This is a genomic window from Silvimonas iriomotensis, assembly GCF_014645535.1.
Classification (GTDB): domain Bacteria; phylum Pseudomonadota; class Gammaproteobacteria; order Burkholderiales; family Chitinibacteraceae; genus Silvimonas; species Silvimonas iriomotensis.
Map to the genome: position 1 here is coordinate 46,431 of NZ_BMLX01000010.1, position 23,295 is coordinate 69,725.

Annotated in this window: 24 protein-coding genes and 1 riboswitch; of the genes, 9 read left to right on the forward strand and 15 right to left on the reverse strand. The window is 60.8% G+C overall.

All coding sequences use genetic code 11. The features are described 5' to 3' along the window. Window positions 1-6: 6 nt before the first annotated feature. The 3 genes from IEX57_RS20785 to IEX57_RS20795 are packed head-to-tail and all read right to left on the reverse strand — an operon-like array spanning window position 7 to window position 5,848. The gene (locus tag IEX57_RS20785) at window positions 7-1,488 is read right to left on the reverse strand and encodes an efflux transporter outer membrane subunit (RefSeq protein ID WP_229709167.1); all 1,482 of its coding nucleotides are present in this window, start codon (window positions 1,486-1,488) and stop codon (window positions 7-9) included. Then, window positions 1,481-4,657 carry an efflux RND transporter permease subunit gene (locus tag IEX57_RS20790; protein WP_188707185.1) on the reverse strand — a complete coding sequence of 1,059 codons (3,177 nt, stop codon included), beginning with the start codon at window positions 4,655-4,657 and terminating at the stop codon, window positions 1,481-1,483. Before IEX57_RS20790 ends, IEX57_RS20785 begins: the two co-directional genes overlap by 8 nt. Window positions 4,658-4,672: 15 nt before the next feature. Beyond that, window positions 4,673-5,848, reverse strand: a complete 1,176-nt coding sequence (locus tag IEX57_RS20795) for an efflux RND transporter periplasmic adaptor subunit (protein ID WP_188707187.1) — start codon at window positions 5,846-5,848, stop codon at window positions 4,673-4,675. 451 nt (window positions 5,849-6,299) lie between these two features. Here IEX57_RS20795 and IEX57_RS20800 point away from each other — a divergent pair, with 451 nt between their 5' ends. After that, window positions 6,300-6,944 carry a TetR family transcriptional regulator gene (locus tag IEX57_RS20800; RefSeq protein WP_188707190.1) on the forward strand — a complete coding sequence of 215 codons (645 nt, stop codon included), beginning with the start codon at window positions 6,300-6,302 and terminating at the stop codon, window positions 6,942-6,944. Window positions 6,945-6,947: 3 nt separating this feature from the next. Here the strand turns inward: IEX57_RS20800 and IEX57_RS20805 are convergent, their stop codons facing one another. Both IEX57_RS20805 and IEX57_RS20810 read right to left on the reverse strand, forming a co-directional pair. Further along, window positions 6,948-7,289: an antibiotic biosynthesis monooxygenase family protein gene (locus tag IEX57_RS20805; protein WP_229709169.1), complete on the reverse strand. Its 342-nt coding sequence runs from the start codon at window positions 7,287-7,289 to the stop codon at window positions 6,948-6,950. Window positions 7,290-7,322: 33 nt separating this feature from the next. Then, complete coding sequence (locus tag IEX57_RS20810; RefSeq protein WP_188707192.1) at window positions 7,323-8,174, reverse strand: polysaccharide deacetylase family protein; 852 nt, start codon at window positions 8,172-8,174, stop codon at window positions 7,323-7,325. A 368-nt stretch (window positions 8,175-8,542) separates the two neighbouring features. Here IEX57_RS20810 and IEX57_RS20815 point away from each other — a divergent pair, with 368 nt between their 5' ends. The 3 genes from IEX57_RS20815 (at window position 8,543) to IEX57_RS20825 (ending at window position 10,852) form a co-directional block, all read left to right on the forward strand. Next, window positions 8,543-9,439 carry a carbohydrate ABC transporter permease gene (locus tag IEX57_RS20815; RefSeq protein ID WP_188707194.1) on the forward strand — a complete coding sequence of 299 codons (897 nt, stop codon included), beginning with the start codon at window positions 8,543-8,545 and terminating at the stop codon, window positions 9,437-9,439. Next, entirely contained in the window at window positions 9,436-10,287 is an 852-nt protein-coding gene (locus tag IEX57_RS20820; RefSeq protein ID WP_229709170.1) for a carbohydrate ABC transporter permease, read from the forward strand. The genes IEX57_RS20815 and IEX57_RS20820 overlap by 4 nt, the downstream gene beginning before the upstream one ends. A gap of 136 nt (window positions 10,288-10,423) precedes the next feature. Further along, the gene (locus IEX57_RS20825) at window positions 10,424-10,852 is read left to right on the forward strand and encodes a CHRD domain-containing protein (protein ID WP_188707196.1); all 429 of its coding nucleotides are present in this window, start codon (window positions 10,424-10,426) and stop codon (window positions 10,850-10,852) included. Between the two features lie 75 nt (window positions 10,853-10,927). Here the strand turns inward: IEX57_RS20825 and IEX57_RS20830 are convergent, their stop codons facing one another. Further along, complete coding sequence (locus IEX57_RS20830; RefSeq protein WP_188707198.1) at window positions 10,928-11,893, reverse strand: LysR family transcriptional regulator; 966 nt, start codon at window positions 11,891-11,893, stop codon at window positions 10,928-10,930. Between the two features lie 195 nt (window positions 11,894-12,088). Here IEX57_RS20830 and IEX57_RS20835 point away from each other — a divergent pair, with 195 nt between their 5' ends. Further along, complete coding sequence (locus IEX57_RS20835; protein ID WP_188707200.1) at window positions 12,089-12,241, forward strand: hypothetical protein; 153 nt, start codon at window positions 12,089-12,091, stop codon at window positions 12,239-12,241. A gap of 138 nt (window positions 12,242-12,379) precedes the next feature. Here IEX57_RS20835 and cobU read toward each other — a convergent pair whose 3' ends face one another. The 7 genes from cobU to IEX57_RS20870 all read right to left on the reverse strand — a co-directional run bounded on the left by cobU (window position 12,380) and on the right by IEX57_RS20870 (window position 19,246). Continuing rightward, the gene (cobU, locus tag IEX57_RS20840) at window positions 12,380-12,943 is read right to left on the reverse strand and encodes a bifunctional adenosylcobinamide kinase/adenosylcobinamide-phosphate guanylyltransferase (RefSeq protein ID WP_188707202.1); all 564 of its coding nucleotides are present in this window, start codon (window positions 12,941-12,943) and stop codon (window positions 12,380-12,382) included. A gap of 14 nt (window positions 12,944-12,957) precedes the next feature. After that, complete coding sequence (locus IEX57_RS20845; RefSeq protein ID WP_188707204.1) at window positions 12,958-13,494, reverse strand: histidine phosphatase family protein; 537 nt, start codon at window positions 13,492-13,494, stop codon at window positions 12,958-12,960. Next, window positions 13,479-14,240, reverse strand: coding sequence for an adenosylcobinamide-GDP ribazoletransferase (locus IEX57_RS20850; protein WP_188707206.1), 762 nt, complete (start codon window positions 14,238-14,240; stop codon window positions 13,479-13,481). Before IEX57_RS20850 ends, IEX57_RS20845 begins: the two co-directional genes overlap by 16 nt. After that, window positions 14,224-15,279 carry a nicotinate-nucleotide--dimethylbenzimidazole phosphoribosyltransferase gene (gene cobT, locus IEX57_RS20855; protein ID WP_188707208.1) on the reverse strand — a complete coding sequence of 352 codons (1,056 nt, stop codon included), beginning with the start codon at window positions 15,277-15,279 and terminating at the stop codon, window positions 14,224-14,226. Before cobT ends, IEX57_RS20850 begins: the two co-directional genes overlap by 17 nt. Window positions 15,280-15,435: 156 nt before the next feature. Next, the gene (locus tag IEX57_RS20860) at window positions 15,436-17,298 is read right to left on the reverse strand and encodes a TonB-dependent receptor domain-containing protein (protein ID WP_188707210.1); all 1,863 of its coding nucleotides are present in this window, start codon (window positions 17,296-17,298) and stop codon (window positions 15,436-15,438) included. Window positions 17,299-17,453: 155 nt separating this feature from the next. Next, window positions 17,454-17,662, reverse strand: a riboswitch (cobalamin riboswitch). A 100-nt stretch (window positions 17,663-17,762) separates the two neighbouring features. Continuing rightward, window positions 17,763-18,917 (reverse strand): DUF1700 domain-containing protein, encoded by a 1,155-nt coding sequence (locus IEX57_RS20865; protein WP_188707212.1) that lies wholly within the window; start codon window positions 18,915-18,917, stop codon window positions 17,763-17,765. After that, a complete protein-coding gene (locus IEX57_RS20870) occupies window positions 18,914-19,246 on the reverse strand; it encodes a PadR family transcriptional regulator (protein ID WP_188707215.1) in 333 nt (110 codons plus the stop codon). Before IEX57_RS20870 ends, IEX57_RS20865 begins: the two co-directional genes overlap by 4 nt. Window positions 19,247-19,419: 173 nt before the next feature. Here IEX57_RS20870 and IEX57_RS20875 point away from each other — a divergent pair, with 173 nt between their 5' ends. Beyond that, window positions 19,420-19,566 (forward strand): DUF3096 domain-containing protein, encoded by a 147-nt coding sequence (locus tag IEX57_RS20875; protein ID WP_188707217.1) that lies wholly within the window; start codon window positions 19,420-19,422, stop codon window positions 19,564-19,566. Between the two features lie 25 nt (window positions 19,567-19,591). Next, window positions 19,592-19,861 (forward strand): acylphosphatase, encoded by a 270-nt coding sequence (locus tag IEX57_RS20880; protein ID WP_188707219.1) that lies wholly within the window; start codon window positions 19,592-19,594, stop codon window positions 19,859-19,861. A gap of 15 nt (window positions 19,862-19,876) precedes the next feature. On the opposite strand, the gene IEX57_RS20885 is transcribed toward IEX57_RS20880, so the two are convergent. Continuing rightward, a complete protein-coding gene (locus IEX57_RS20885) occupies window positions 19,877-20,365 on the reverse strand; it encodes a WbuC family cupin fold metalloprotein (RefSeq protein ID WP_188707221.1) in 489 nt (162 codons plus the stop codon). Between the two features lie 231 nt (window positions 20,366-20,596). Here IEX57_RS20885 and IEX57_RS20890 point away from each other — a divergent pair, with 231 nt between their 5' ends. Together IEX57_RS20890 and IEX57_RS20895 are read left to right on the forward strand one after the other, a co-directional pair. After that, window positions 20,597-21,688, forward strand: coding sequence for a hypothetical protein (locus tag IEX57_RS20890; RefSeq protein WP_188707223.1), 1,092 nt, complete (start codon window positions 20,597-20,599; stop codon window positions 21,686-21,688). A 25-nt stretch (window positions 21,689-21,713) separates the two neighbouring features. After that, complete coding sequence (locus tag IEX57_RS20895) at window positions 21,714-22,022, forward strand: (2Fe-2S) ferredoxin domain-containing protein (protein WP_188707225.1); 309 nt, start codon at window positions 21,714-21,716, stop codon at window positions 22,020-22,022. A gap of 3 nt (window positions 22,023-22,025) precedes the next feature. On the opposite strand, the gene IEX57_RS20900 is transcribed toward IEX57_RS20895, so the two are convergent. Then, window positions 22,026-23,273, reverse strand: a complete 1,248-nt coding sequence (locus IEX57_RS20900; protein WP_188707227.1) for a DUF1479 domain-containing protein — start codon at window positions 23,271-23,273, stop codon at window positions 22,026-22,028. Between the last annotated feature and the right edge of the window lie 22 nt (window positions 23,274-23,295).

Consider the following 23,295-nt stretch of genomic DNA (forward strand, 5'->3'; position numbering starts at 1 on the left):
GGGCACTTAACCCTTTGCACTCTCGCCCGGTTGTGCCGGGGCCGTGCCGGTCGACTCAACCCAGCCGCCACCCAGTACCTTGTACAGGGTCACGAGGTTATTGAGGCGCGACAGGCGCAGCGTGATCAGGTTTTGCTCAGCGGTGAACAGCGAACGCTGGGCGTCCAGGGCAGCCAGGTAGCTATCCACGCCTTTCAAAAAGCGCAGGCGCGAGAGTTCGTACCGGTCGCTTTCCGATTGCACCAGGGCTTGCTGGGCGGTGATCTGCTGATCCAGCAAGTTACGTGCGGCCAGCGCGTCCGAGACTTCGCGGAAGGCGGACTGGATGGATTTCTCATACTGCGCGACGGCGATTTTCTCGCTGGTCTTGCTGACATCCAGATTGGCGATATTGCGGCCGGCATCAAAGATCGGCAGCGTGATCGACGGCGCAAAGCTCCATGCGGTCTGGCCTGACTTGAACAGGTTGGACAATTCCGCGCTGGAGGTGCCATAGCTGCCGGTCAGCGTGATCCGCGGGAAGAAGTTCGCGCGGGCCGCGCCGATATCAGCGTTGGCTGCCTTGAGCGTGTGCTCGGCCTGCAAGATATCCGGGCGACGTTCCAGCAAGTCGCTGGGCACGCCGGCCGGCATATCGGTCAGCAGGTTTGCAGCGCCCAGTTCCTGCGCGGCAGGCAGATCAGCCGGCAGCGGCTCGCCTACCAGCAACACCAGCGCGTTTTCTGCCTGCGCCCGTTGCAGGGCTGCGGCGGCGGCCGAGGCCTGCGCGGTGTTCACCTGGGTGCGTGCAGCAGCCAGTTCAATGGCCGACGATGCGCCGACATCAAAGCGCTTTTGCGTCAGGTCCAGCGTGTGCTGGTAAGACGACAGCGTGTCTTGCGAGAGCTTGAACTGCTCGTCAGCGGCCTGGAACGTCAGATACTGGCTGGCCACTTCCGCGACCAGCGAGATCTGCGATGCCCGTTGCGCTTCTGCCGTCGCAAAGTAGGTTTCCAGCGCTTCGTTCTTCAGGCTTTGCACGCGACCAAACAGATCAAGCTCATAAGACGTGAAGCCCAGATTGGCCGAGTACGAGCCACCGGTCACTTGCGTGCCGGTGCTGGAAAGATCAGCCGGCGTGTGCGCACGGTTGCCGCTGGCTGCGGCGTTGACGCTCGGGAACAGATCAGCACGGGCGATCTGGTACTGGGCGCGGGCTTTTTCTACCTGCAGCGCGGCCACGCGGTAATCGCGGTTGTTCTTCAGCGCCAGTTCAATCAGCTTTTGCAGGCGGGCATCGGCAAAGAAATTGCGCCAGCCAATGTCGGCCGCCAGGGTTTGCTTGTCGCCGGCGGCGGCCGGGGCACTGGCGGTGCCGTAGTCGCCACCGCTGGGGAACGCGCCGCCAACCGGCGCGGCCGGGCGCTGATAAGTCGGCGCCAGAGAGCACGCCGAGAGGGCAACGGCCACCGCCGTTGCCAGCATCAGGTTCTTGGATTGCTTAACCATTGTTGTTTTCCTCGGCAGGCGCGTGGCTCGGGCCATGCAGGCTGCTGTTGGGGTGCAACGGTGCGCGGTCCTTGACCTTGAACACCTTGTGCACCACCACAAAGAAGATCGGCACGAAGAAGATGGCCAGGACGGTCGCGGTAACCATACCGCCAGCCACGCCGGTACCGATGGCGTTCTGGCTGCCGGAACCCGCACCGTTGGCGATCACCAGCGGCAGCACGCCCAGAATGAACGCAATCGACGTCATCAGGATCGGGCGCAAGCGCATGCGGATGGCTTCCAGCGTGGCATCCACGAGGCTCATGCCGTTCTCATGCAGTTCCTTGGCAAATTCCACGATCAGAATCGCGTTCTTGGCCGACAGACCGATGGTAGTCAACAGGCCCACCTGGAAATACACGTCGTTGGAGAGACCACGCCCGGTTGCAGCCAGCAGCGCACCCACCACACCCAGCGGCACCACCAGCATGACCGAGAACGGGATCGACCAGCTTTCATACAGCGCGGCCAGACACAGGAACACCACCAGGATAGAGATCGCGTACAGCGCCGGCGCTTGCGAACCGGAACGTTTTTCTTCGTACGACAAACCAGTCCACTCGTAACCAATGCCCGGAGGCAGCTTGGCGATCATGTCTTCCATGGCCTTCATGGCCTGACCCGTCGACTTGCCCGGTGCCGGCGAACCCAGCAGTTCTACAGACGACACACCGTTGTAGCGTTCCAGCTTGGGCGAACCGTATTCCCAGTGCGCAGAGGCAAAGGCAGAGAACGGCACCATCTGACCCTTGGCGTTGCGGACGTACCAGTTATCGATATCGGACGGCAGCATGCGATACGGTGCGTCAGCCTGCACGTACACCTTCTTCACCCGGCCCTTGTCGATAAAGTCGTTCACATAGCTCGAACCCCAAGCGGTCGACAGCGTCTTGTTGATGTCCGACAGCGACAAGCCCAGCGCGGACGCTTTTTCCTTGTCCACTTCCACCTTGTACTGCGGCGTGTCATCCATACCGTTCGGGCGGACTGCCACCACATCCGTGCTCTTGGCCGCCATGCCCAACAGCATGTTGCGCGCTTCCATCAGCTTGGCGTGGCCCACGTTGCCGCGATCTTGCAATTGCAAGTCAAAACCGGTGGCGTTACCCAGTTCCAGCACCGCCGGCGGCGCAAAAGCAAACGCCACGGCTTCCTTGAACTGCGCAAATGCACCCATGGCCCGACCAGCAATGGCCCCGACTTTTTGCTGCGCCGTAGTGCGTTCTTTCCAGTCTTTCAGGCGGACAAAGGCAAGACCCATGTTCTGACCGCGCCCGGCAAAACTGAAGCCCGCCACCGAGAACACCGACTCGACATTGTCTTTTTCGTCGACGAGGAAATGGTGCTCCATTTTCTCGATCGTCTTGAGCGCTTGTTCTTGCGTGGCGCCCACCGGCAACTGCACTTGCGTGAACAGAATGCCCTGGTCTTCATCCGGCAAGAACGAGGTCGGCAGACGCATCATCAGGAACACCATCACGCCGATGATGACGAGATAGATCGCCAGGAAGCGGCCCGAGCGGCCCAGAATGCGGCGCACGGTAGACTGGTACTTGAGGTTGCCCGCGTCAAACTTGCGGTTGAACCAGCCAAAGAAACCGGTATCGACCGCGTGATGGCCTTTTTCGATGGGCTTGAGAATGGTCGCGCACAGCGCCGGCGTCAGAATCAACGCCACCAGTACCGACAACACCATGGACGACACAATGGTGATGGAGAACTGGCGATAAATCGCACCGGTAGAACCACCAAAGAACGCCATCGGCACGAACACCGCGGACAGCACCAGGGCAATACCCACCAGCGCGCCGGTGATCTGGCCCATGGATTTACGCGTGGCTTCCTTGGGCGAGAGACCTTCCTCGCTCATCACCCGCTCAACGTTTTCCACCACCACGATCGCATCGTCCACCAGCAAGCCGATGGCCAGCACCATACCGAACATGGTCAGCGTGTTGATAGAGAACCCGGCGGCAGCCAGCACCCCAAACGTACCCAGCAGCACCACCGGCACGGCGATCGTCGGGATCAGCGTGGCGCGGAAGTTCTGCAGGAACAGGTACATCACCAGGAACACCAGCACGATGGCTTCAACCAGCGTCTTCACCACTTCTTCGATCGAGATCTTCACGAACGGTGTGGTGTCGTACGGGTAAACCACCTTGAGCGACTGCGGGAAATACTTTTGCAGGTCATCCACTTTGGCGCGCACGGCATCGGCGGTTTGCAGCGCGTTGGCACCGGTCGCCAGCTTGATCGCCAGGCCAGAAGCCGGCTTGCCGTTGTAACGGGTCAGGATGGAATAGTCTTCACCACCCAGTTCCATGCGGGCCACGTCACGCAGGCGCACTTGCGAACCATCGGTGTTTACCTTCAGCAAAATGTTGCCGAACTCATCTGCGGTCTGCAGACGGGTCTGCGCAGTGATGGTGGCGTTCAGCTGCTGCCCCGGCACGGACGGAGCGCCGCCCAATTGACCAGCCGACACCTGCACGTTCTGGGCAGAGATGGCGTTGGAGACATCCAGCACCGTCAGCTGGAAGCTGGCGAGCTTGTCCGGATTCAGCCAAATGCGCATGGCGTATTGCGAACCGAACACGGTCACATCACCCACACCTTCCACACGGCTGATCGGGTCTTTGACGTTGGCGTTGAGGTAATCGCCAAGGTCATTACGCGTCATGCTACCGTCGGTAGACACAAAGCCCAGCACCATCATGAAGTTCTTGGTGGCCTTGGCAACGCGAATACCCTGCTGCTGCACTTCTTGCGGCAACAGCGGGGTGGCCAGTTGCAGCTTGTTCTGTACCTGCACCTGGGCGATGTCCGGGTTGGTACCGTTCTTGAAGGTCAGCGTGATGGATACCGCACCCGAGGAATCACTGGTGGACGCCATGTATTCCAGGTTGTCGATCCCGTTCATCTGTTGTTCGATGACCTGGGTTACCGTGTCTTCCACGGTCTTGGCCGACGCACCCGGGTAGGTTGCGGTAATGGCCACCGAAGGCGGGGCAATCGGCGGATATTGCGACACGGCCAGCGTGCGGATCGACAACAAGCCGGCCAGCATGATGACAATGGCAATCACCCAGGCAAAAATCGGGCGATCAATAAAAAAACGAGCCATGAGGTATCTCCCCCGTTACTTGGCAGCAGCGGGCGCAGAAGCGTTCGCGTCGACGGTCTTGACTGCCACACCGGGCTTGATCTTTTGCAGGCCGGAGACGATCACCTTGTCGCCGGCGGCCAGACCCTTGGTCACCACCCAGACATTGCCAATGGCGGTATCTGCCACCACCGGACGTACTTCGACCTTGCCTTCCTGGTTCACAACCATGACGGTTGCATCACCACTGGAAGTACGCTGCACGCCCATTTGCGGCACGGTCAGCGCGTTGTCCTGCACGGCTTGCGACAGATGCGCACGCACATACATGCCGGGCAGCAGATCGTGGTTCGGGTTGGGGAACTCGGCGCGCAGCGTCACCATGCCGGTGGTCTGGTCAACGGTGATATCAGAGAACAGCAGCTTGCCGGTTTGCGGATACGAAGAACCATCTTCCAGCGTCAGCTTGACCGGCACGGCGCCATCGACGCCCTTGACCTTGCCTGCTTGCAGCGAACGGCGCAGGCGCAAGACTTCAGTGCTGGACTGCGTCACGTCGACGTAGATCGGATCAGTCTGCGTCACGGTGGCCATCAAGGTGGCATCACCCTGCCCCACCAGCGCGCCTTCAGTCACTTGCGCCTTGCCCACGCGGCCGGAGATCGGGGAGGTGACAGTGGTGTAACCCAGATTCAGGCGGGCAGTTTGCTGCGCGGCCTTGGCAGAAGCCAGATCGGCTTCGGCCTGTTTCACGGCGATCTGGGCGTTGTCGTAATCTTGCTTGCTGACGGCCTGAACCGGCGCCAGTTCACGGTAGCGCGACTCTTGCAGCTTGTTTTGTGCCAGCGTGGCATCGGCCTTGGCCACGGCAGCAGTGGCGCTGTCGTAGGTGGCTTGCAGCGGGGCCGGATCAATGCGGAACAGCACCTGGCCGGCCTTGACATCGCTGCCTTCAACAAAGGTTTGCTTGAGTACGATGCCGGCGGCACGGGCGCGCACTTCGGCCACGCGGACCGGATTGACGCGGCCCGGCAGCTCAACCGACAGCGGCAGGTTCTGGGCGGCGATGGTCACCACGCCGACTTCTGGCGCTTGACCTGCGCCACCGGCGCCGGCTGCGGGCTTGTCGCCGCATGCAGTAAGGACCGACATGGCCGCCAGCGCGGCCAGAGTCGTTAGACGTAAAGGAAACCGGTTCGTGTTTGCACGCATGAGTGCCCCCGCAACATGGAATAGTGTTTTGAAGAAAAGACAGAAGACGGACCAGGCGCCGGCAGTCAGTAACAATCAAGCTGCCATGCACTTGTCCCCCTGAGCACGGCTTTACCGGCCCGGGCAAAACTGATTCAGAGGTGCTCTGCAGCGTGGTCAATCCGCGTCGTAGTCTTTGCTACGGCTGCGGTTCAGTCCTTGCAGCTCATCCTGAATACAATATGCCCGACCCCGGCAAGACATTCTCAGGGGGTCCTGAAACCGCCCAGGCAGGACGGTTTGCTGAAATCTTGAGTAAATCGTAACATACATACATTCGCGAATGTATGTATAAAGCGCAAATTAATTGTCCGGTAAAGTGTACAACACTTGATAATTTCAATGCGAATCATTTCATTCGCATCCGATCCCGAAAAAGACCACTGACCACCACTTTTGCACAAGGTTCAGCATGGCGCGCAAAACCAAAGAAGAAGCGGCAGAAACCCGCGAACATTTACTCGATACCGCCGAACGCGTATTCAGCGCCAAGGGGGTCTCGCGCACCTCGCTGGCGGATATCGCGGACGCTGCCGGCTTGACCCGTGGTGCCATTTACTGGCATTTCGAGAACAAGGCCGATCTGTTCAATGCCATGGCAGACCGCATCTGCCTGCCGCTGGAACAAGCGCTGGAACCGGACGAAACCGGTCATTTCAGCGAGCCGCTGGCCCAGTTGCGCGAGGCATTGATCAAAACCCTGGCCGATACCGACACGGACGAGCGCCAGCGGCGCGGCCTTGATGTACTCATGAACAAGTGCGAGTACACCGAAGACCTGCAAGCCGTGCTGGAACGCCGGCGCGAAGCCATGCTTAACGGCACGCAACGTCGCTGTACGCTGCTGCGCCAGGCCATCGAGCGCGGTCAGTTGCCGCCGGATCTGGATGTCGGCCGCGCCGACCGCTTGCTGATCGGGGCATTGTGCGGCCTTTTGAACAACTGGCTGTTCATGCCGGACAGCTTCAGCCTGAAAGACGAAGCCGCCCCGCTGATCGACGCGCTTCTGGAAACCCTGCAACTGGGCCGCGCCCTGCGGCAACACCCCGCCGCCTGAGGGTTAGCCCTGGCGTTTGCCCCAGGCGCGCTCTACCACCGCAACGCGCGCCTCAAAGTGCTCGTACCAGTCACGCTTGCCGTGTTCTTGCGCCACGCGGTGCTCACCATGCGCGCGCCAGCGGGCAATGGCTTCCTGGCTTTCCCAGTAAGAGATGGTGATCCCGAACCCGCTGGCATCACGCACGCTTTCCACCCCCAGATAGCCGGGTTGTTGCTGCGCCAGTTCCAGCATGCGATCGGCGGTGGCGGCATACCCTTGCGGGTCCTGGTCGTTACGCTGCGAGGTAAACATCACCGCGTAATACGGTGGCAATGGCGTACGGGCAAAACCTGATTCAGACACAGTGTTCTCCAACCCTGTTTTGTAAAAGAGCGCTTACTGATACACCTCTTTGATGCCCAGCAACTGATCCACCGTCACAAACTGATAACCCGCCTTTTGCAACCAGGGAATCACGGCATCCACTGCAGCCACCGTCTGATCACGGTGACCACCGCCATCATGCATCAATATGATGGCTTCCTCATGAATATATTGCTGAATCCACCGTTCGATGTGGTGGCTGCCAAACAACCAGCGGTTCTTGTTCCAGTCCTGGGTGTCAATCGACCACAGAATGGTCTTGAGGCCATGCTGGTTCAGCTCCTTGATCTGGGCATCATCAATCTTGCCGTAGGGCGGACGGAACAGCACGGGGCGCTTGCCGATCACCCGCTGGAAAATATCCTGGGTCAGGCCAATCTGCTCATCCCACCAGAAATCACTTGAGGTGCCGGACATATCCGGATGAGTAAAGGTGTGATTGCCCAGCGTATGCCCTTCAGCCAACGCCCGGCGGGCAACCGTGTCGTATTCCTGCACGTGTTTGCCAATCCAGAAAAACGTCGCATGAACGTGATACTTCTTGAGGACATCCAGCAAGGCCGGGGTATACGGGCTGGGGCCATCGTCAAACGTCAGCGCCACCAGGCGCCGGTGCGTCGGCCCTTCCAGAAACGCCACGCCGGGGTTCAACGCGGCATGCGCGTTCATGTCGGTCAGCGGGGCTTGATCCCAATCGTCAATAAACGGCGTGCGGACGTACTGGTGGGCCTTGGGCGTACTGGCCGCGACGGTACTTGCCGCCGGTAGCGGGGGCGGCAGCCAGTCCCATACCTGCCAGGCCACAACGCCCAGCAAGCACAAGCAGACAGCAAAAACGGCGATCGATCTGGCCTTGGGGCGCATGTTTCGTTTCCGGATACCAGGACCCGTGGCGGGGTCTCATTTTGTTTGTGAATGGCGTCTGTGGCGCCTTTTACACTGTGGTTGAAGCTGTTGCTGTGGTGGGTGTCCCACCATTTCACGGGCATTTGCGGGTTGAAGTCGGCACGTTCCGGCCGCCCTGCCCGCCGCATTGCCGCCATCACGGCAATGCCAAAAGTGCGGGTCAGGCCACCACACCATCTGTACAGCATGCCCCAACACCCCCACCCCTGCCTCCACGCTCCTGGCAACACGGCAAGCCCGGCAAACAGCCCCGCACGCCAAATCACATAAGATGCCTCATCGACGCGCCAGCATCAGACTGGCCGCAGCACACTGAGGATGGCGGTATGGCACTACCCGGCGTTCGGCCCGCAACGGGCTGGCTGTTTGTCGCACCGTTCTGCGCGGTGTTTGCGGTGTTCACGCTCTGGCCACTGGGCTACAACGCCTGGCTGGCCTTGCACGATTATTTTCTGCAGACCGGCCACACCCAGTGGAACGGCTTTGCCAATTTCGTCATGCTGACCTGGCCGGAGCGTGAGTTCGGCCCGGCGCTGAAAAACTCGCTGATCTTCCTGGTGCTGGTGCCCATGCTGCAGATCGCCGGGCTGGGACTGGCCTTGTTGCTGCATCGGCCGTTTCCGGCGGTGGGGCTGATCCGGGCGTTGTGCTATGTGCCGGTGATCATTGCCATGTCGATTGCCGCCGTGGTGTGGCGGCAGGCGTTTGCAGCAGATGGCCTTGTCAACAGTTTCCTGGCCACCCTTGGCCTTGTTTCGCCGCAGGACCCGCCGCTGTGGTTCAGCCGGGAGAACCTGGCGCTGTACCCGGTGATCCTGTTTGCCTTCTGGAAAAATCTGGGGTTTTACATGGTGCTGTATCTGGCCGGCCTGCAAAGCGTGCCGCGTGAGCAGCACGAGGCCGCCATTCTGGATGGCGCCAACCGGCTGGAACGCCTGCGGCATGTCACGCTGCCCGCGCTGCAACCGGTGATTTTGCTGTGCACCTTGCTGGCGACCATTTACGCCCTCAAGGCCATGCAAGAGCCGCTTTACCTTACCCGCGGCAGCGCCCACACCACGACGGCCCTCTTGTATGTATGGAATGCCGCCTTCTATGGCCACCAGTTTGGTTACGCGGCGGCGGCGGGATTGATCATCACCGTCATCTGCCTGTTGCTGGCCGTTTTCCAGTTCAGGTTACTGGGCGACCAGGGCCGCCTGCGCCACGGGGGTGAAGCATGAACCAGCGCCATTCCTTGCGTCCAGTCACATGGCTGATGGTGGGCGGCCGCCACGCCGGTATCGCCCTGTTTACCGTGTTCGCACTGTTCCCGTTTGTGTGGGCAGCGTCGGTGGCGCTCTCAACCGACACCAGTTACATGTGGGTGTTTCCGCAGGCGTTCATCCCGCACAAGCCGGGACTGGGGTGGTTGATCCGCGTGTTCCATGAAATTGAGTTGCTGGTTTATTTGCGCAATTCCTTGCTGATTGCCTCGCTCACAACGCTGGGCGTGCTGCTGCTGGCAGTGCCGTGCGGCTATGCGCTGGCCCTGATTGATTTCCCCGGCCGCCAGGCCTTGTTCGGCTTGATCATCCTGACCATGATGCTGCCGACAGAAACCATGATCATTCCCAACTTTCTGACCTGCATTCATCTGGGTTTGCTGGACACCTGGACCGGCACCATCGTGCCCAATATCGCCAGCGCGCTGGGCGCGTTCATGATGCGGCAGGCGTTTACCGACCTGCCCAGAGAGACGCTGGACGCTGCCCGGGTTGATGGCGCCAGTGAATGGCAAGTGCTGTGGCGCATTGCCCTGCCGCTGGCCTTGCCCATGGCCGGGGCGCTGGCCACGCTGACCTTTGTGGCCGCCTGGAATGATTATCTGTGGCCGCAGGTCATTCTGAACAGTCAGGATAAAGTGCCGCTGGCCGTGGGGATCTTCCACGATCTGACCGGCGAGTTTTCGACTTCAACCAGTTTGCTGATGGCGGCCATCACGGTATCGGTCATCCCGGTGCTGGCCGGCTTTGCGCTGACGCAGCGGTATTTCCTGTCGAGCACGCTGGTGGGCCGGCAGGCTATCTGAGTCATCTGCCGCCCGACAGACCCAGGGCCGGTTCGCCGGGTTGGCAGGCTGAAAAAGCGGGCTATGCTAAGGCCACAGGCAACAGACCTGAGCCCGATCCGGCTTGCCCGACTTTGCATTGACCAGGAGACTTTTTATGCGCCCCGCCCTGTTTGCTCTGGCCGCTGCACTTGCGTTGAACGCATCTGTAGTCATGGCCGCCAAAATGACTTACAGCGCCACACTCAATGCGGCCAGTGAAGTGCCGCCCAAAGAAAGTGATGGCACCGGCATCGTCCAGGTTGAATACGACACCGACAGCAAAGTCATGAACTACACCGTCAACTACAGCGGTCTGACCGGCCCGGCGACCGCCGCGCATTTTCACGGCCCGGCCGCCGTGGGCGTGAATGCGCCGCCCGTGGTGCCACTCAAAGGCGCCCTTGTCAGCCCGATTGAAGGCAGCGCCACCCTGACGGATGAACAGGCCAAAGAACTGCAAGGCGGCCAGATGTATTTCAACATTCATACCGCCGCCAACCCGGGCGGGGAAATTCGCGGCCAGTTGCAGGAACTGGGCAAGTAAGCGCACCCGGTTAACACAATGGCCAGCGGGTAACCCGGCTGGCCATTTTTGCTGCATGCATGCTGGATGAATGGATCAGCGCGTTTCCGCCGCCAGCGACTTGGGGCGGATTTTGGATTTGATATACGCCTTGAGCGATTCATCTTCCCACGGCGGCGTCTCGCCAAAGTGCTCGACCAGCACATCAATGAACGTCCGCAGCTTGGCCGAGATAAACGTGCGGCTGGGGTACACCGCATAGACGGACACCGGCGGGCGCGGGTAATCCAGCAAAATCGGCACCAGCCGGCCGGCGTGGATATGTTCCTGAATCAGAATGGTCGGCTGCACGGTGATCCCCAGCCCCTGCAACGCCGCACGCACCGCCATTTCACCATTGTTGACCCGCAAGCGCGGATTGATACTCACCGAGAACTTGCCATCCGGCCCGTCAAACACCCAGGCCGCGCCATTATTGGTGTAGGTGTAGGTAATGCATTGATGGTCGACCAGTTCCGAGGCATCGCGCGGGGCGCCGTGTTTGGCCAGATACGCCGGGGACGCCACAAACAAGAGGTTGATCTGCGCCAGCCGCCGCGCCACCAGCGAAGGGTGCGGCGAGGCTGAAATACGCACCGCCATGTCAAAGCCCTCTTCCACCAGATCAATCACGCGATCAGACAGATCCAGATCGACACGCATGTGCGGATAGCGCGCGTAGTAATCCGCCAGCACCGGCGCCAGGTAGTTCACGCTGAACACTGCCGGCGCGCTGATCTTGAGCGTACCGCGCGGGTTGACGGCGCTCTGGCTGAGCAGTGATTCGGCGTCTTCCAGATCACTGATGGCATGCTGGCACCGCTCAAAATACATGGCGCCCGGGCCGGTCAGGCTCAGGCTGCGCGTGGTGCGGTTGAGCAAACGCACGCCAAGGCGCGTTTCCAGATGTTTGATGTGTTTGCTGACCATGGCGGTCGACATGCCCGTGCGCTCGGACGCGGCAACGAAACTGCCCAGCGAGGCCACCTGGCAAAACACTTTCATGCTCATCAGCGTATCCATATCCCTCCCTTATGCCGGCAAGCCGCACCGGCACTGCAAACTACCCACCGCACCTTGATCATTATCAACTATCAGGAAACAATCAATCTACGTTTTAGATATTTATCCGGCATGAGTCAGTGAATATGATGACGTCCATGGATGTCACAAGCACAAGTGACACAAAAAAGCAGTGACTGCATCGGAGAACACATCATGGACAAGCTCGCCAATATCACTTTTGTTGTCGTTACCCTGGCCGGGGTAGTCGGTGCTGCGCAACTCGCAGACGGCCTGACCCGGTTTACGGTCGGTGCACACGCCGGCGACCACACGGTGAGCACCCTGACAGCGCACACACCCGGTTAACAGACCGGGAAATGCAGCCTGGATCGTCGTGCCTTGACCCGGTACGGCGGTTCGTCACAGGCAACCCGGCCGGTCGGCCCTCCTCTCTGACCGGTCAGCCCCAAAAGGCCGCGCAAGCGGCCTTTTGTCTTGATTGCGTCAGCGCGCGGGGATCTGACCTTTCATGGCCAGCGGCAACCCGGCCGCCACCCAGACCACGTTGTCGCACACACCGGCCAGCGCCTGATGCAAACGACCGGCTTCATCCACAAACACGCGGGTGCCCGCCCCTAGCGGCACAACCCCCAGCCCCACTTCATTGCTGATCAGCAACAGCGTGCCGCTGACCTGCGCCACCGTATCGAGCAAATGGCGACGTGCCGACTGCCATGCCGCCGGCAAGACCGGGGTGACGGCCTCGGCCCATTGCGCATCTGCAGTAAACAATGTCTGCGATAACCACAGCGTGAGACAGTCCACCACCACTGTCTGACCCGCAACGCAATACTGGCCGATGGCGTCCGCCAGATGCGCGCACGCTTCTACCGTCTGCCAGTGCGCCGGGCGCTGCTGCTGGTGATGCGCAATGCGCGCGGCCATTTCCGGGTCAGATGCCGTGGCAGTCACAAGAACCGTCACCGGCTGCCCGGACGCCTGCGCCATCTGTTCAGCCAGACTGCTTTTGCCGGAACGGGCCCCGCCCAACAGCAATGTAGTTGTCATCAAATATCCGGTTTTCAAGGTGCGACTGGTGCAGCCTGCGGCCAGGTGATCCACAGGATTTCGCCGTGCGGCACTGGTCGTTGCAGGCACTGATCCCACGGCAGCATGCGCGACCAAAGCGCCCGGATCACGCCAGCGTGGGTGACAACGATGGCGGTCTCGACATGGCTTGCTGCCAGCTCATCGGCCCATTGCCACACCCGCGCCTGCAGGGCGGCAAGGCTTTCACCGCCGTGCGTTGCGGCATAGCCGCTGGCAATCCAGTCATCCAGCGCGGCGGGGCCAATGTCTTGCCAGGCGCGCCCTTCCCACTGGCCGAAATCCAGTTCCTGCAAGCGCGCATCGGCCACCGCTGCCGGGGCCAGTTGCTGCGCCACTTGCCAGCAACGGGCCAGCGGGCTGCTGTACACCGGTGCTCCGGCTGGCAGGCGGGCCTGCAACGCTTCAATGTCATGCGCAGCCGGCGATTGCGCCAAGGGTAGATCGAGCCGGCCGTAGCACAGGCCGGTGGCGTCTTGCACCGGCATATGGCGAATCAATGCAAGGCGCATGCGCACCACACCAGATAGCACGCCAGTTCAGCCAGTTGCTGCGTCATGCCCAGCGTATCGCCGGTATAACCGCCCAGCGTTTTGCGCAGATAAGCCGCCACGCCAAAGCGCACCAGCAGGCCAGCCACCAGCGCGGCGCCAATCCACAACGGCGGCAACAACGCCAGGGGCGCCAGCCCGAATACCAGGGCCAGCAGCAAACCACCGCCGGCCAGCCGGGTTGCGACCGGTTTGGCCTTGCCCGCTGGCCGCACGTAATCAAGCGAAGCCAGCAAGCTCACCGCCACCAGCCGGCTGAAACCATGCGCCGCAATCAGCGCCACGGCAATCTGCGCCAGCGGCAAGGCCGCCAGTGTTTCCAGCTTGAGCAAGAGTGCGGCAATCAGGGCAATCGCGCCAAAACTGCCAATGCGCGAGTCATGCATGATCTCCAGCATGCGTTCACGCGTGTAGCCGCCACCAAAGCCGTCAACCGCATCTGCCAGGCCATCTTCATGGAACGCGCCGGTCAGCCAGATGGTGGCGATCATGCTTAACACCAGCGCTACGCGCAGTGGCAGCAGCCAGTGGGTCAGCCAGAACACCGCCGCTGCGATCAGCCCGATCAGCACGCCCACCAGCGGAAAATACCGCGCGGCGCGATCCAGATCATCGGGCAGATAGCCGACCCAGCCAGGGATCGGAATGCGTGTGAAATAACCCAGCGCGCAGAGAAAATGGCGGACCGGGTTATTCGCTGCGTTCACTGACACCTGCCTCGTCAAACGATGCCATCTGGTTAAGCAGGTCTACCGCCGAGCGCACCAGCGGCAAGGCCAGTGCTGCGCCGCTGCCCTCACCCAGGCGCAAACCCAGATCCAGCAAGGGCCGACTGGCGCCCAGATGCAACAACAGCAAACGGTGGCCTTGTTCGCCCGAGCAATGGCTGAAAATGCAGTAGCCCAGCACGCCCGGCGCCAGTTTGCTGGCCACCAGTACGGCTGAGGTCACGATAAAACCATCGACCAGAATGGCCACGCGGCGGCTGGCTGCGGCGAGCACAGCGCCCACCAGCATGGCGATTTCCAGACCGCCGAGCGCCGCTAGCGCATCCAGCGGGTCCAGGGCGTCGGCGTGGCGGGCCAGCACTTGCTCCAGCACGGCAATCTTGCGTGCCAGGCCCGCGTCATCCAGCCCGGTACCGCGGCCGGTACAGGCCGACACCGGTTCGCCCGTCAGCCGCGCCATCAGCAAGGCGGCGGCCGAAGTGTTGCCGATCCCCATTTCGCCCAGCCCGATCAGGGTCACGCCCGCGTCAGCCAGGTCATGCACGATCTGCGCACCGGTTTCGATCGCCTGACGTGTCTGTTCCGGCGTCATGGCCGGGGCTTCCAGACTGTTGGCGGTGCCTTTGGCAACCGGCCGGTCAATCAGCAGCGGGTGCGCTGCGAAGTCGGCGTTGACCCCGGCGTTGACCACTTTCAGATCCATTTGATGGCTGCGGCACAGCACGCTGATTGCCGCACCGCCCGCCAGGAAGTTGAGCACCATTTGCGGCGTGACTTCTGCCGGATACGGGCTCACCCCGGCGCGCGCCAGGCCATGGTCTGCCGCAAATACCAGCATGGCCGGGCTGGTAATTTGCGGATCAAGCCGTTGCTGGATCGCGCCCAGTTGTACCGCCAGCGCTTCCAGCTGACCCAGACTGCCCAAGGGTTTGGTTTTGCGGTCAAAGCGATGCTGCAAACGCGCAGCCAGGCTGGCATCCAGTGCCGGGATATCAAACGGGGGAAAGAGTTGTTTCATGATTTGTTTTCGTTATGTTGTGATGGCAGCAACCAGGTTGCGATCCGGACTTTACTACACCAGCATAGCCTGGCACCCGCAAAACAACGGCCCGGCCCCTGGCGGGTTGATCGCCAGGGAACCGGGCCGCTGCCAGCAATGCCGCGTGGTGATGACTTAGAAACCGCCGCCGTCGTACGACAGGTTTACAAAGTATGCACGACCTTCGGTGTTGTAGTTCTTGACCAGTTCGTAGGCACGATCAAACACGTTGTTCACGCGCAGACCGGCTTTCCAGTTTTTGGCCACGGTGTAATCCAGACCCAGGCCGTAGATCACGTAGCCGCCCATTTCATTGGCGTCGGTGTTGGCGGCGTCGTCATAGCGCTTGCCGGCACCTTGCGCATCGGCCACCCAGTGCCAGACGCCCACGGTCTGGCCGATCGACGCGGTACCAAACAGCTTGGCGCGGCGCGGCAGCAACAGGCCGGTATCGTGGTCAAACGGGTTCTGGCGGGTCAGGCTGCCAGCAACATCCAGATTACCCAGCTTGCCTTGCGTGGTCAGCGTGCCGCCCACGATCTTGCCTTCGTTTAGGTTTTCCGGAATGTAGTTGTTGTTGGCATCAAGCACGATCAGGTCACGGATGCGGTTCTCAAAGCCCACCAGCGTGGTGCTCCAGCCATTGGTATCCCAGCGCAGGCCGGCATCAAACGAACGGCCTTTTTCTGCCTTCAGGTTAGGGTTGGCGCACACATAGCCGCAGTCGTAGTACAGATCGTTGAACGTCGGGGCGTGAAAGCTGGTGCCGGCGTTGGCGGTGAACTGCCAGGCCTTGTCAAAGCGATAGGCGTAGCCGATGTTGCCAGTGGTCTGGTGACCGAACTGCGAGTTATCTTCCACGCGCAGGTTGGCTTGCAGATGGTTGGCGCCAAAGTCGTCTTGCCAGCCGCCAATGGCCGCCTTGTTGATACGGCCATCGACATCGTATTGCGCCGTGCTGGTCACGGTTTCGTTCAGGTATTCCGCCGCCAGCAGCCACTTGCCGTAGTCGCTGTCGATACGGTTATCCCAGGTCACCTGCTTCTGGCGGGTATCAAAGCGGCTGGTATAGGGCTCATACGTGGTGTAGTCCAGCGAGTCAGCGTGCGACTGGTCTTGCGACATGCCCACCGTCAGCGTGCTTTGCCAGGACTGGGTAATCTGGTTGCGGCTGTACACAGAGATATTGCTCTGGGTTTCACGCGTCCACGGGTTGGCCGGATAGCCGCCGGCGTCATAGGCCGCATCGGTTTGCACGTACAGGCCACGAATGCCCAGTTCGTTGGCGTCGCCAAAGAAATGCGAGATATCAAAGTTGGCCGAAGTCTGGTGATAACCGTCGCGATCCGGCTCGTAGTAGAAGGTGCTGGCCGGCTTGGTCAGGTTGTAGCCTTCGCTTTCCTTGTGGCTGAAACCCACGGCCACGCGGGTATCGTCCTGCCCGGCAGACAAGCCCGTCGCGACGCTCCAGGTGCTGTCGGTGCCGTATTCGGTATTGGCCCAGACGTGTGCCGTGCCCTGACCACGTTTGGTGAAGATCTGCACCACGCCGCCGACGGCATCAGAGCCGTACAGGCTGGAGGCCGGGCCGCGCAGGATTTCTACATGGTCAATGGCCGCGATCGGGATCAGGTCAAAGTTGGTGCCGCCGCTGGTGGCGGTGCCCATGCGCAGGCCGTCAACCAGAACCAGTGTCTGGCTGGCATTGGCGCCGCGGATATACAAACTGGCCGGCTGGCCCAGACCGCCAGAGCGGGAGAACTGCACGCCCGGGACGCTTGCCAGGGCTTCGCCCAGTGTTTGCGCGCCGGTGGCGGCCAGCTGGCTGGCGGTGAGTACAGAGACATCGCTGGAGAGCGTGTCCGGGTTGGTGGCGATACGGGTCGCGGTTACCACCATGGTGGGTTGTACGCTGGCGCTATCGGCCATGGCAACAGCGGCGCTGATCGCCAGAACAAGCGGCGACAGCCGCAACACACAGAAACTGGATTTGGACATGGTGCCTTCCTGATGCCTGCCCCACGCAGGCGGGTAATGATGGTGTGGAAGACACGTGATGTCGCAGGCGTTGGCTCCGGGCCCTTCAGGCAAGCCGGCCGCATGCGATTTCCCGTCCGGACGCACCCCGCGCCTTCCGCCTCTTTGTGCACATTGCGTGCACATCTCGCAAGGCCGGTCTCCGGGCTTGTCGCTCCGACGTTCGCCTTCCCGACCCGATGGGGTCAGTGGCCTCTGATGAACGCGTTCATTGCGACTTACCGTTGCGGGGGCAGCTCAGGACTGGTTGTGCAGCGTGGCACAACGCACCTGATTCCCTGTTTCACCTGCCTGTCTGGCAAGCACCTTGCGAAGGCCGGGATTCTAACAGCATCAATACCGGCCTGCGAGCACAAGCTTGTATATAGAAGACCTGAAACAAAAGCGGCGCATTGCGCCGCTTTTTCTTGAGAAAAGACCAGTGATCAGGCTTTGGTTTCTTCCTGTTTGCCCACCCCCAGCAAATCAAGCTGATAGCGGACAAAGCGGCTGACCGTACGGGCCGTCCAGCGGGCCAGCGCCAGCAACAGAAAGAGCACAATCCCGCCAAATGCCAGCAACGACAGGCCGATGGGCAACAATTGTTCCGTGCCATCGCTGGTGTCGTGCAGCACGCGCTTGACCACCTTTTCGCTGTCGCCATCGTCGGCGTCGGCATCGACGTCTTCCTTGTCGCCGCCTTTGACAATATGCACGTTCTCGGTGGTCACGACCTGCGAAGCCGGATCAGTCGACGCCCCGCGGACTGCGGCGGCAGTGGCACGCGCTGCGGCGGCTTCCTGGCGGGCTTTGGCGGCTTCCAGCTGGCCTTCAGCACGGCCTTTCTCGCCTTCGTCCGTGGCCGCATCCATCGCGGCCTGCGCCGCTGCGACATCGGCCGCGGCGGCAGCAACATCGGCGTTGGCCGCACTGGCCTCGTGCTTCTTGCCGTGGCGCGTGCTGATATGCACGTTGCCATCGCCACCGCTGATATTGATCTCGGTTTCGCCGGTCTCTTTATTGGCGGTGATCTCGACCGAATCGCCCTTCTTCTGGTGCTGCTCGATCACGTTTTTCACGGCTTTGGCGTCTTTACCTACAATCTCGACACCGCTGTCGTTGATGGAAATCCGCGCAGTCCCGGAGGCAGAACCCTTGCTGTGCTCATGTTCCACGCTGACTTCCTGGCGCGGCGGCCAGCCAAAGGCCCATTGCGACACGCCCAGAATGGTGCAGATCAGCCCGGCCAGCAGTACGCCGGCAGAAAACACCACGCCGCCGGTCAGTACCAGCAGCCAGATCAGCAACGGAATGGCCAGCACAAAATTGAGCGCACCCAGACCGGCATAGGCCAGCACCACTTGCCACAACGCCCGGAACGATTTGCGGTTTTCCCAGTTCTGCAAGGTCGTGCGGGCATTCAACTCTTTGGCGATGCGTTCAGGATCGCCCAGGCGCGCGGCGATCTCTTCTTCGGTATGCCCTTCTGCCAGACCATCACGGAAAAATTCCTCGTAATCACCAACGATTTCGGCGACCTCTTTGGGCGGCAGATGCCCAAGGCTGGCCCGCAATCGCAGCAAAAACGTTTTCTGGTTCATTCCTGCGCTCCCCCGCTGTGTTTTCCGTTCAGTACGCCATCTACTTCAGCCACGAATTCATCCCATTCCTGCCGCATTTCCTCCAGACTGGCAAGGCCAGTGTCGGTCAGGCGGTAGTATTTTCGCGACGGGCCGGAGCTGGATTCGACCAGATAGGTCGATACCCAGTTTTCGTCCTGTAACCGTCGCATCAGCGGATAAATAGTGCCGTCGCTGATTTCCATGCTGGTTGAAAGCTGGTTCACGATAGCCCAGGCATAACTGTCCCCTTGTGCCAGCACGGCCAGCACACACATGTCCAGCGCACCCTTTTTAAGTTGCGTCTTCATAGGCTGGTTGATCCCCCTGCGGCCAACGACGCCGCTTGTGTGGTTGCTTTATACGACAAGGTATCTTGCATTACAAGTATGGTGATGGCGCCCACACCGTTTTGCAACAGCCCACTTGCTGCCACGGTCCGGGTCACTTATAAAAAAATCCACGGCACTCAAGGAGCAAGTCCATGAATATCCAGCTTTATCTGGGCCCGTTGGTATCGTTGATCGCCGGGATTCTTATTTTGATCATGCCGCGCCTGCTGAACCTGATCGTGGCGATCTATCTGATCGTGATTGGCGTGCTGGGCCTGTTTGGCGGGCATCTGCACTGAGTACACCTGCCGGAGGAAACAGCGCATGGTTGCCAAACGCTTGCTGGTGCACGGTCGCGTGCAAGGTGTGGGGTTCCGCTTTGCCACGTGTATAGAAGCCAAACGGCTGGGCGTGAACGGCTGGGTGCGCAACCGGCACGACGGCACGGTGGAAATCCACGTGGAAGGCACTGAAGAACTGGTGGATGAACTCACCGACTGGGCCAGTCACGGCCCACCCAATGCGCACGTCACCCGCCTGGATATCAAGGCGGCCGATCCTGAAAACACCAGCGGCTTTACCGAACGCGCCTGATCAGGAGCGCGGGCCTCAAGCTGCCTTGCCGGCGAAGTGCTGCAGCATGAATGAAAGGTAGTCAGCACAGGCCGCATCGCCTTCGGCGGGTGCCCACGGCGCTTTTTCAGCGGCGCTGACGGGCGTGTACGGGCCCTGTTTACTCTCAAAAAACACGGAGTTGGGCTCCAGTGCCACCAGGCTGTGGAACGTGCCTGGGCGGATGTTGATACCGACATTCTGACCACCCGGTGTCAGCTCACAGGCCCGCACAACCTTACCATCGTTGTCAAAAACAAGGCAACCCAGACGACCGCTCAGCGCGATGATCGACTCTTCCTTTGTCGCTTCCAGGTGACAATGCGGCTGCACATAGGTACCTGGCTGCAAAGCATTGAGCATGCGATGGCACAGGTCTTCATTGCGCTCATGGAAGTTAAGGTTTTTGCGCAAACGCGGTGCAGACGCGGCTTCTGCGCCCAGTTGGGCCAGCATGTTCTGGTCGATCAGGATGGCATCAGACATGGTTTCAAAACTCCAGGCGAAAAAAAACCCGGGGACATTTAACCCCGGGTCCACCAACAACATCTACAAAGGAGAAACTATCAAGACGCAGCTGCTGCATCCCAACAGGCCTTCAAATCTATCGAAATCGCCGCGGATTGTCAAACAATTCAAGGGCCTGTAATTGAACGTTTGCAACCCCAGTTATTACGTACAAGAGCGTATAATTTTAACTTTTTGCCAGACACCCTCATGATCCTGCCCGACCCCAGAATGTACCCGCGCGTGAACGCCGCCAATCCGGTGATCCGCGCCCTGATGTCGCTGTTGACCGAACGCGAGGCAGACGCGGTCAAGGCCAAAAGAGAATCGCTGCATGCGCTGGTATGCGAGTTGTTACAAGCCAATGACCACGCGGCTTTGAACGCTGCGCTGACGCAGGCACCGTCGGAAAATGCTTACAGCATATTATGGGACACACTGCGCTCGGCCACCGAAAAGCCGGATTCTTACAGTGAACAGTGGGCAGTCCCGTTTGCCATTCCGCTGATTCTGGTGGCCGGCGTGAAGGGACAAACCAATCTGCCAGGGCGCCTGGCTGACGTAGAAACCGTGCGCGAGCTGCTCAAAAAACATGACATTTTCGCCACAGATGCCGACATCTGGTTGTCGCCGCAACTGGCCCACCCGGAGCAAATGGCCCAGGTCAACCCGGCCCAGCTCTCGCGCTGGCGCGATCAGTTGCAATACGCCAGCGGCGGTCTGCCGGTGACTTTCCAGGACGCGCCGGTGCCGCTCAAAGATGAAGGCGTGTTTGTCCGTTACCTGTTCGGCGTGGCGATCCAGCGCAAGGATGCAGCGCCTGCGGTCAGGATCGGCGGTCAGGTTGGCGCGTGGGGCGTACCGCTGGCCCAGGAACTGGGCAAGCAACTGCAAACCCCGGGCGTGACGCTGTTTACCATTCCGCGCGTGCCGCAAACCTGGCTGGCCGCGCAGGAAGCAGGCCGGACCACGCAACTGGAAACCCAGCTGCAGGTCGCCACCAGCAACGCGCTGCGCAGCATCCGCACCGCTGGCCGCACGCCGGTGGTGACGCTGGCCGCGCATGAGTCTGGCGAAATCCGCATGACTTTCTGCGGCCTGGAAGACGGCGAGCGCTGGGAAGGCTTTGTCTGGCCGCTGGCGCCGCTGGATCACACCGAACAAGTGGTGGATTTTGTGCGCCAGTTGATGGTCGAATGCCAGGTGAACGATGTCCGTGTCATTGATGCCGTCCAGCCGGACCGCGTCGGTGACCTGCCCTTTTTCGTGACGGCGCATATTGCGCCGGTGACGCAGCAATAAGCGTCTTTCACCACAGGATCACGTCATGAGCTATTTCAAATATCACGTTTTTTTCTGTACCAACCAGCGCGGCCCGGGTGAGACCTCGTGCAACGACTGCGGCGCGGCCAATATGCAGGCCTATGCCAAAGACCGCGTCAAGGCGCTCAAACTCAATGGCCAGGGCAAGGTGCGCATCAACAAGGCCGGCTGTCTGGATCGTTGTGACGAGGGCCCGGTGCTGGTGGTCTACCCGGAAGGCACCTGGTATCGCTATGTTGATGAAGAAGATATCAACGAGATCGTTGAATCCCACCTTGCCAACGGCAAGGTGGTGGAACGCCTGAAAATCTGAGTTTTACCCCGCCAGGCCCATCTGCCTGCGCCCGAGGCCGGTCAGCGCATCCGTCGTAGCGCGGCCATTGAAATCGACCTCAAAATGGTCCGCCGGGAAATCCGGCGGACTTTTTCCTTCCAGAAACGCCGGCAATTGCCGCGCCAGATAGGCGTCGTTCTTGGCGCAACCCGGGGTGGCCGCGATGTACATGACATTGCTCCAGCCTGCGCCTTTGTGTTCGTCTTCCACCGCATGGATCACGTCGCTGTGCCAGAACACGGTGTCGCCCGGCTGCATCAGCGGAATGCTCGATAGCGCCGGCTGCAGCACGCTGTGCCACTGGCTGGTGAGCGATAGCGCCCGGCCAGGCTGCGCGCCGCACAGGTCATCATCCGGCACATCGTCTTGCAAGGCCCGCAACAAGACGTAGACCATGGCGTTGGCAATGGGGATCAACTGCAATGTGCCGTCGCCCGGCCCCTGGGCAGTCAGCGCCGTCCAGCCCTGGAAGGTACGGAACATGGAACACACCGCCGGCGACGGAATTTCATTCACCTGGGTGCGCCAGGCGGCGTCAAACGCATCGTAACGACGCCAGTCGCCGCTGAAGACATGCCGGTAAACCTGGCGAAACGCCTCATCCAGCCAGCGCTCTACCGACCCGCCGTCGCAATGGGCCGACAAACCCAGCGAGGCTGATCCCGGTGGCCGCCGCCGCACCCGGTCGGCATAGACCGGCACCTGATCGGGATCAAAATGCTGGCACCCTTCGCTCTCGGTGAGCCACAGCCGATTCAGAAAGATGCGGGCGCGGGTCAATGCTTCAGACTGGCGGGCAGCCGTTTGTGGCTGCGACCAGTAAATGCCGAAAATCTGCGGCTTGCCAGAGGCCAGCTGACCAAAGTATTTGTCTTCAGCCCGGTGCGCCAGCCGCGCTTCAAAGTCATTGCGCTCTACATAGGTGGCCAGATCATCGTTCCACGCGGTGGCTTGTTCCGGACTGAACACGCGGCGGATTACACAGGCGCCGCGCGCCTTGATCTGCGCGACGATGGCCGGGTCTACCGTGCCAGCGGCGATATCGGCATACGCCAGTTCCGGAATCACCGAACGGCCGGCGGCGCGCTCAGCCACAATGTCCGCCACCTGGCGGCGCATCTCTGTTTCAACGTCCTGAAAGACCTCGCGGTATTGCGGCAGGTTCTGGCGCAACAGGCGTTTGGCAGCGCGAATGGCGGCGGGCAGATCGTCGATATGTAATGCGGCCATGCTGATGTCTCCGGGGATGGAG

Coding starts and splice junctions, on each gene's coding strand:
- IEX57_RS20785 (WP_229709167.1), bottom strand. CDS start 1,488: ATGGTTAAGCAATCCAAGAACCTGATGCTGGCAACGGCGGTGGCCGTT.
- IEX57_RS20790 (WP_188707185.1), bottom strand. CDS start 4,657: ATGGCTCGTTTTTTTATTGATCGCCCGATTTTTGCCTGGGTGATTGCC.
- IEX57_RS20795 (WP_188707187.1), bottom strand. CDS start 5,848: ATGCGTGCAAACACGAACCGGTTTCCTTTACGTCTAACGACTCTGGCC.
- IEX57_RS20800 (WP_188707190.1), top strand. CDS start 6,300: ATGGCGCGCAAAACCAAAGAAGAAGCGGCAGAAACCCGCGAACATTTA.
- IEX57_RS20810 (WP_188707192.1), bottom strand. CDS start 8,174: ATGCGCCCCAAGGCCAGATCGATCGCCGTTTTTGCTGTCTGCTTGTGC.
- IEX57_RS20815 (WP_188707194.1), top strand. CDS start 8,543: ATGGCACTACCCGGCGTTCGGCCCGCAACGGGCTGGCTGTTTGTCGCA.
- IEX57_RS20820 (WP_229709170.1), top strand. CDS start 9,436: ATGAACCAGCGCCATTCCTTGCGTCCAGTCACATGGCTGATGGTGGGC.
- IEX57_RS20825 (WP_188707196.1), top strand. CDS start 10,424: ATGCGCCCCGCCCTGTTTGCTCTGGCCGCTGCACTTGCGTTGAACGCA.
- IEX57_RS20830 (WP_188707198.1), bottom strand. CDS start 11,893: ATGGATACGCTGATGAGCATGAAAGTGTTTTGCCAGGTGGCCTCGCTG.
- IEX57_RS20835 (WP_188707200.1), top strand. CDS start 12,089: ATGGACAAGCTCGCCAATATCACTTTTGTTGTCGTTACCCTGGCCGGG.
- cobU (WP_188707202.1), bottom strand. CDS start 12,943: ATGACAACTACATTGCTGTTGGGCGGGGCCCGTTCCGGCAAAAGCAGT.
- IEX57_RS20845 (WP_188707204.1), bottom strand. CDS start 13,494: ATGCGCCTTGCATTGATTCGCCATATGCCGGTGCAAGACGCCACCGGC.
- cobT (WP_188707208.1), bottom strand. CDS start 15,279: ATGAAACAACTCTTTCCCCCGTTTGATATCCCGGCACTGGATGCCAGC.
- IEX57_RS20860 (WP_188707210.1), bottom strand. CDS start 17,298: ATGTCCAAATCCAGTTTCTGTGTGTTGCGGCTGTCGCCGCTTGTTCTG.
- IEX57_RS20865 (WP_188707212.1), bottom strand. CDS start 18,917: ATGAACCAGAAAACGTTTTTGCTGCGATTGCGGGCCAGCCTTGGGCAT.
- IEX57_RS20870 (WP_188707215.1), bottom strand. CDS start 19,246: ATGAAGACGCAACTTAAAAAGGGTGCGCTGGACATGTGTGTGCTGGCC.
- IEX57_RS20875 (WP_188707217.1), top strand. CDS start 19,420: ATGAATATCCAGCTTTATCTGGGCCCGTTGGTATCGTTGATCGCCGGG.
- IEX57_RS20880 (WP_188707219.1), top strand. CDS start 19,592: ATGGTTGCCAAACGCTTGCTGGTGCACGGTCGCGTGCAAGGTGTGGGG.
- IEX57_RS20885 (WP_188707221.1), bottom strand. CDS start 20,365: ATGTCTGATGCCATCCTGATCGACCAGAACATGCTGGCCCAACTGGGC.
- IEX57_RS20890 (WP_188707223.1), top strand. CDS start 20,597: ATGATCCTGCCCGACCCCAGAATGTACCCGCGCGTGAACGCCGCCAAT.
- IEX57_RS20895 (WP_188707225.1), top strand. CDS start 21,714: ATGAGCTATTTCAAATATCACGTTTTTTTCTGTACCAACCAGCGCGGC.
- IEX57_RS20900 (WP_188707227.1), bottom strand. CDS start 23,273: ATGGCCGCATTACATATCGACGATCTGCCCGCCGCCATTCGCGCTGCC.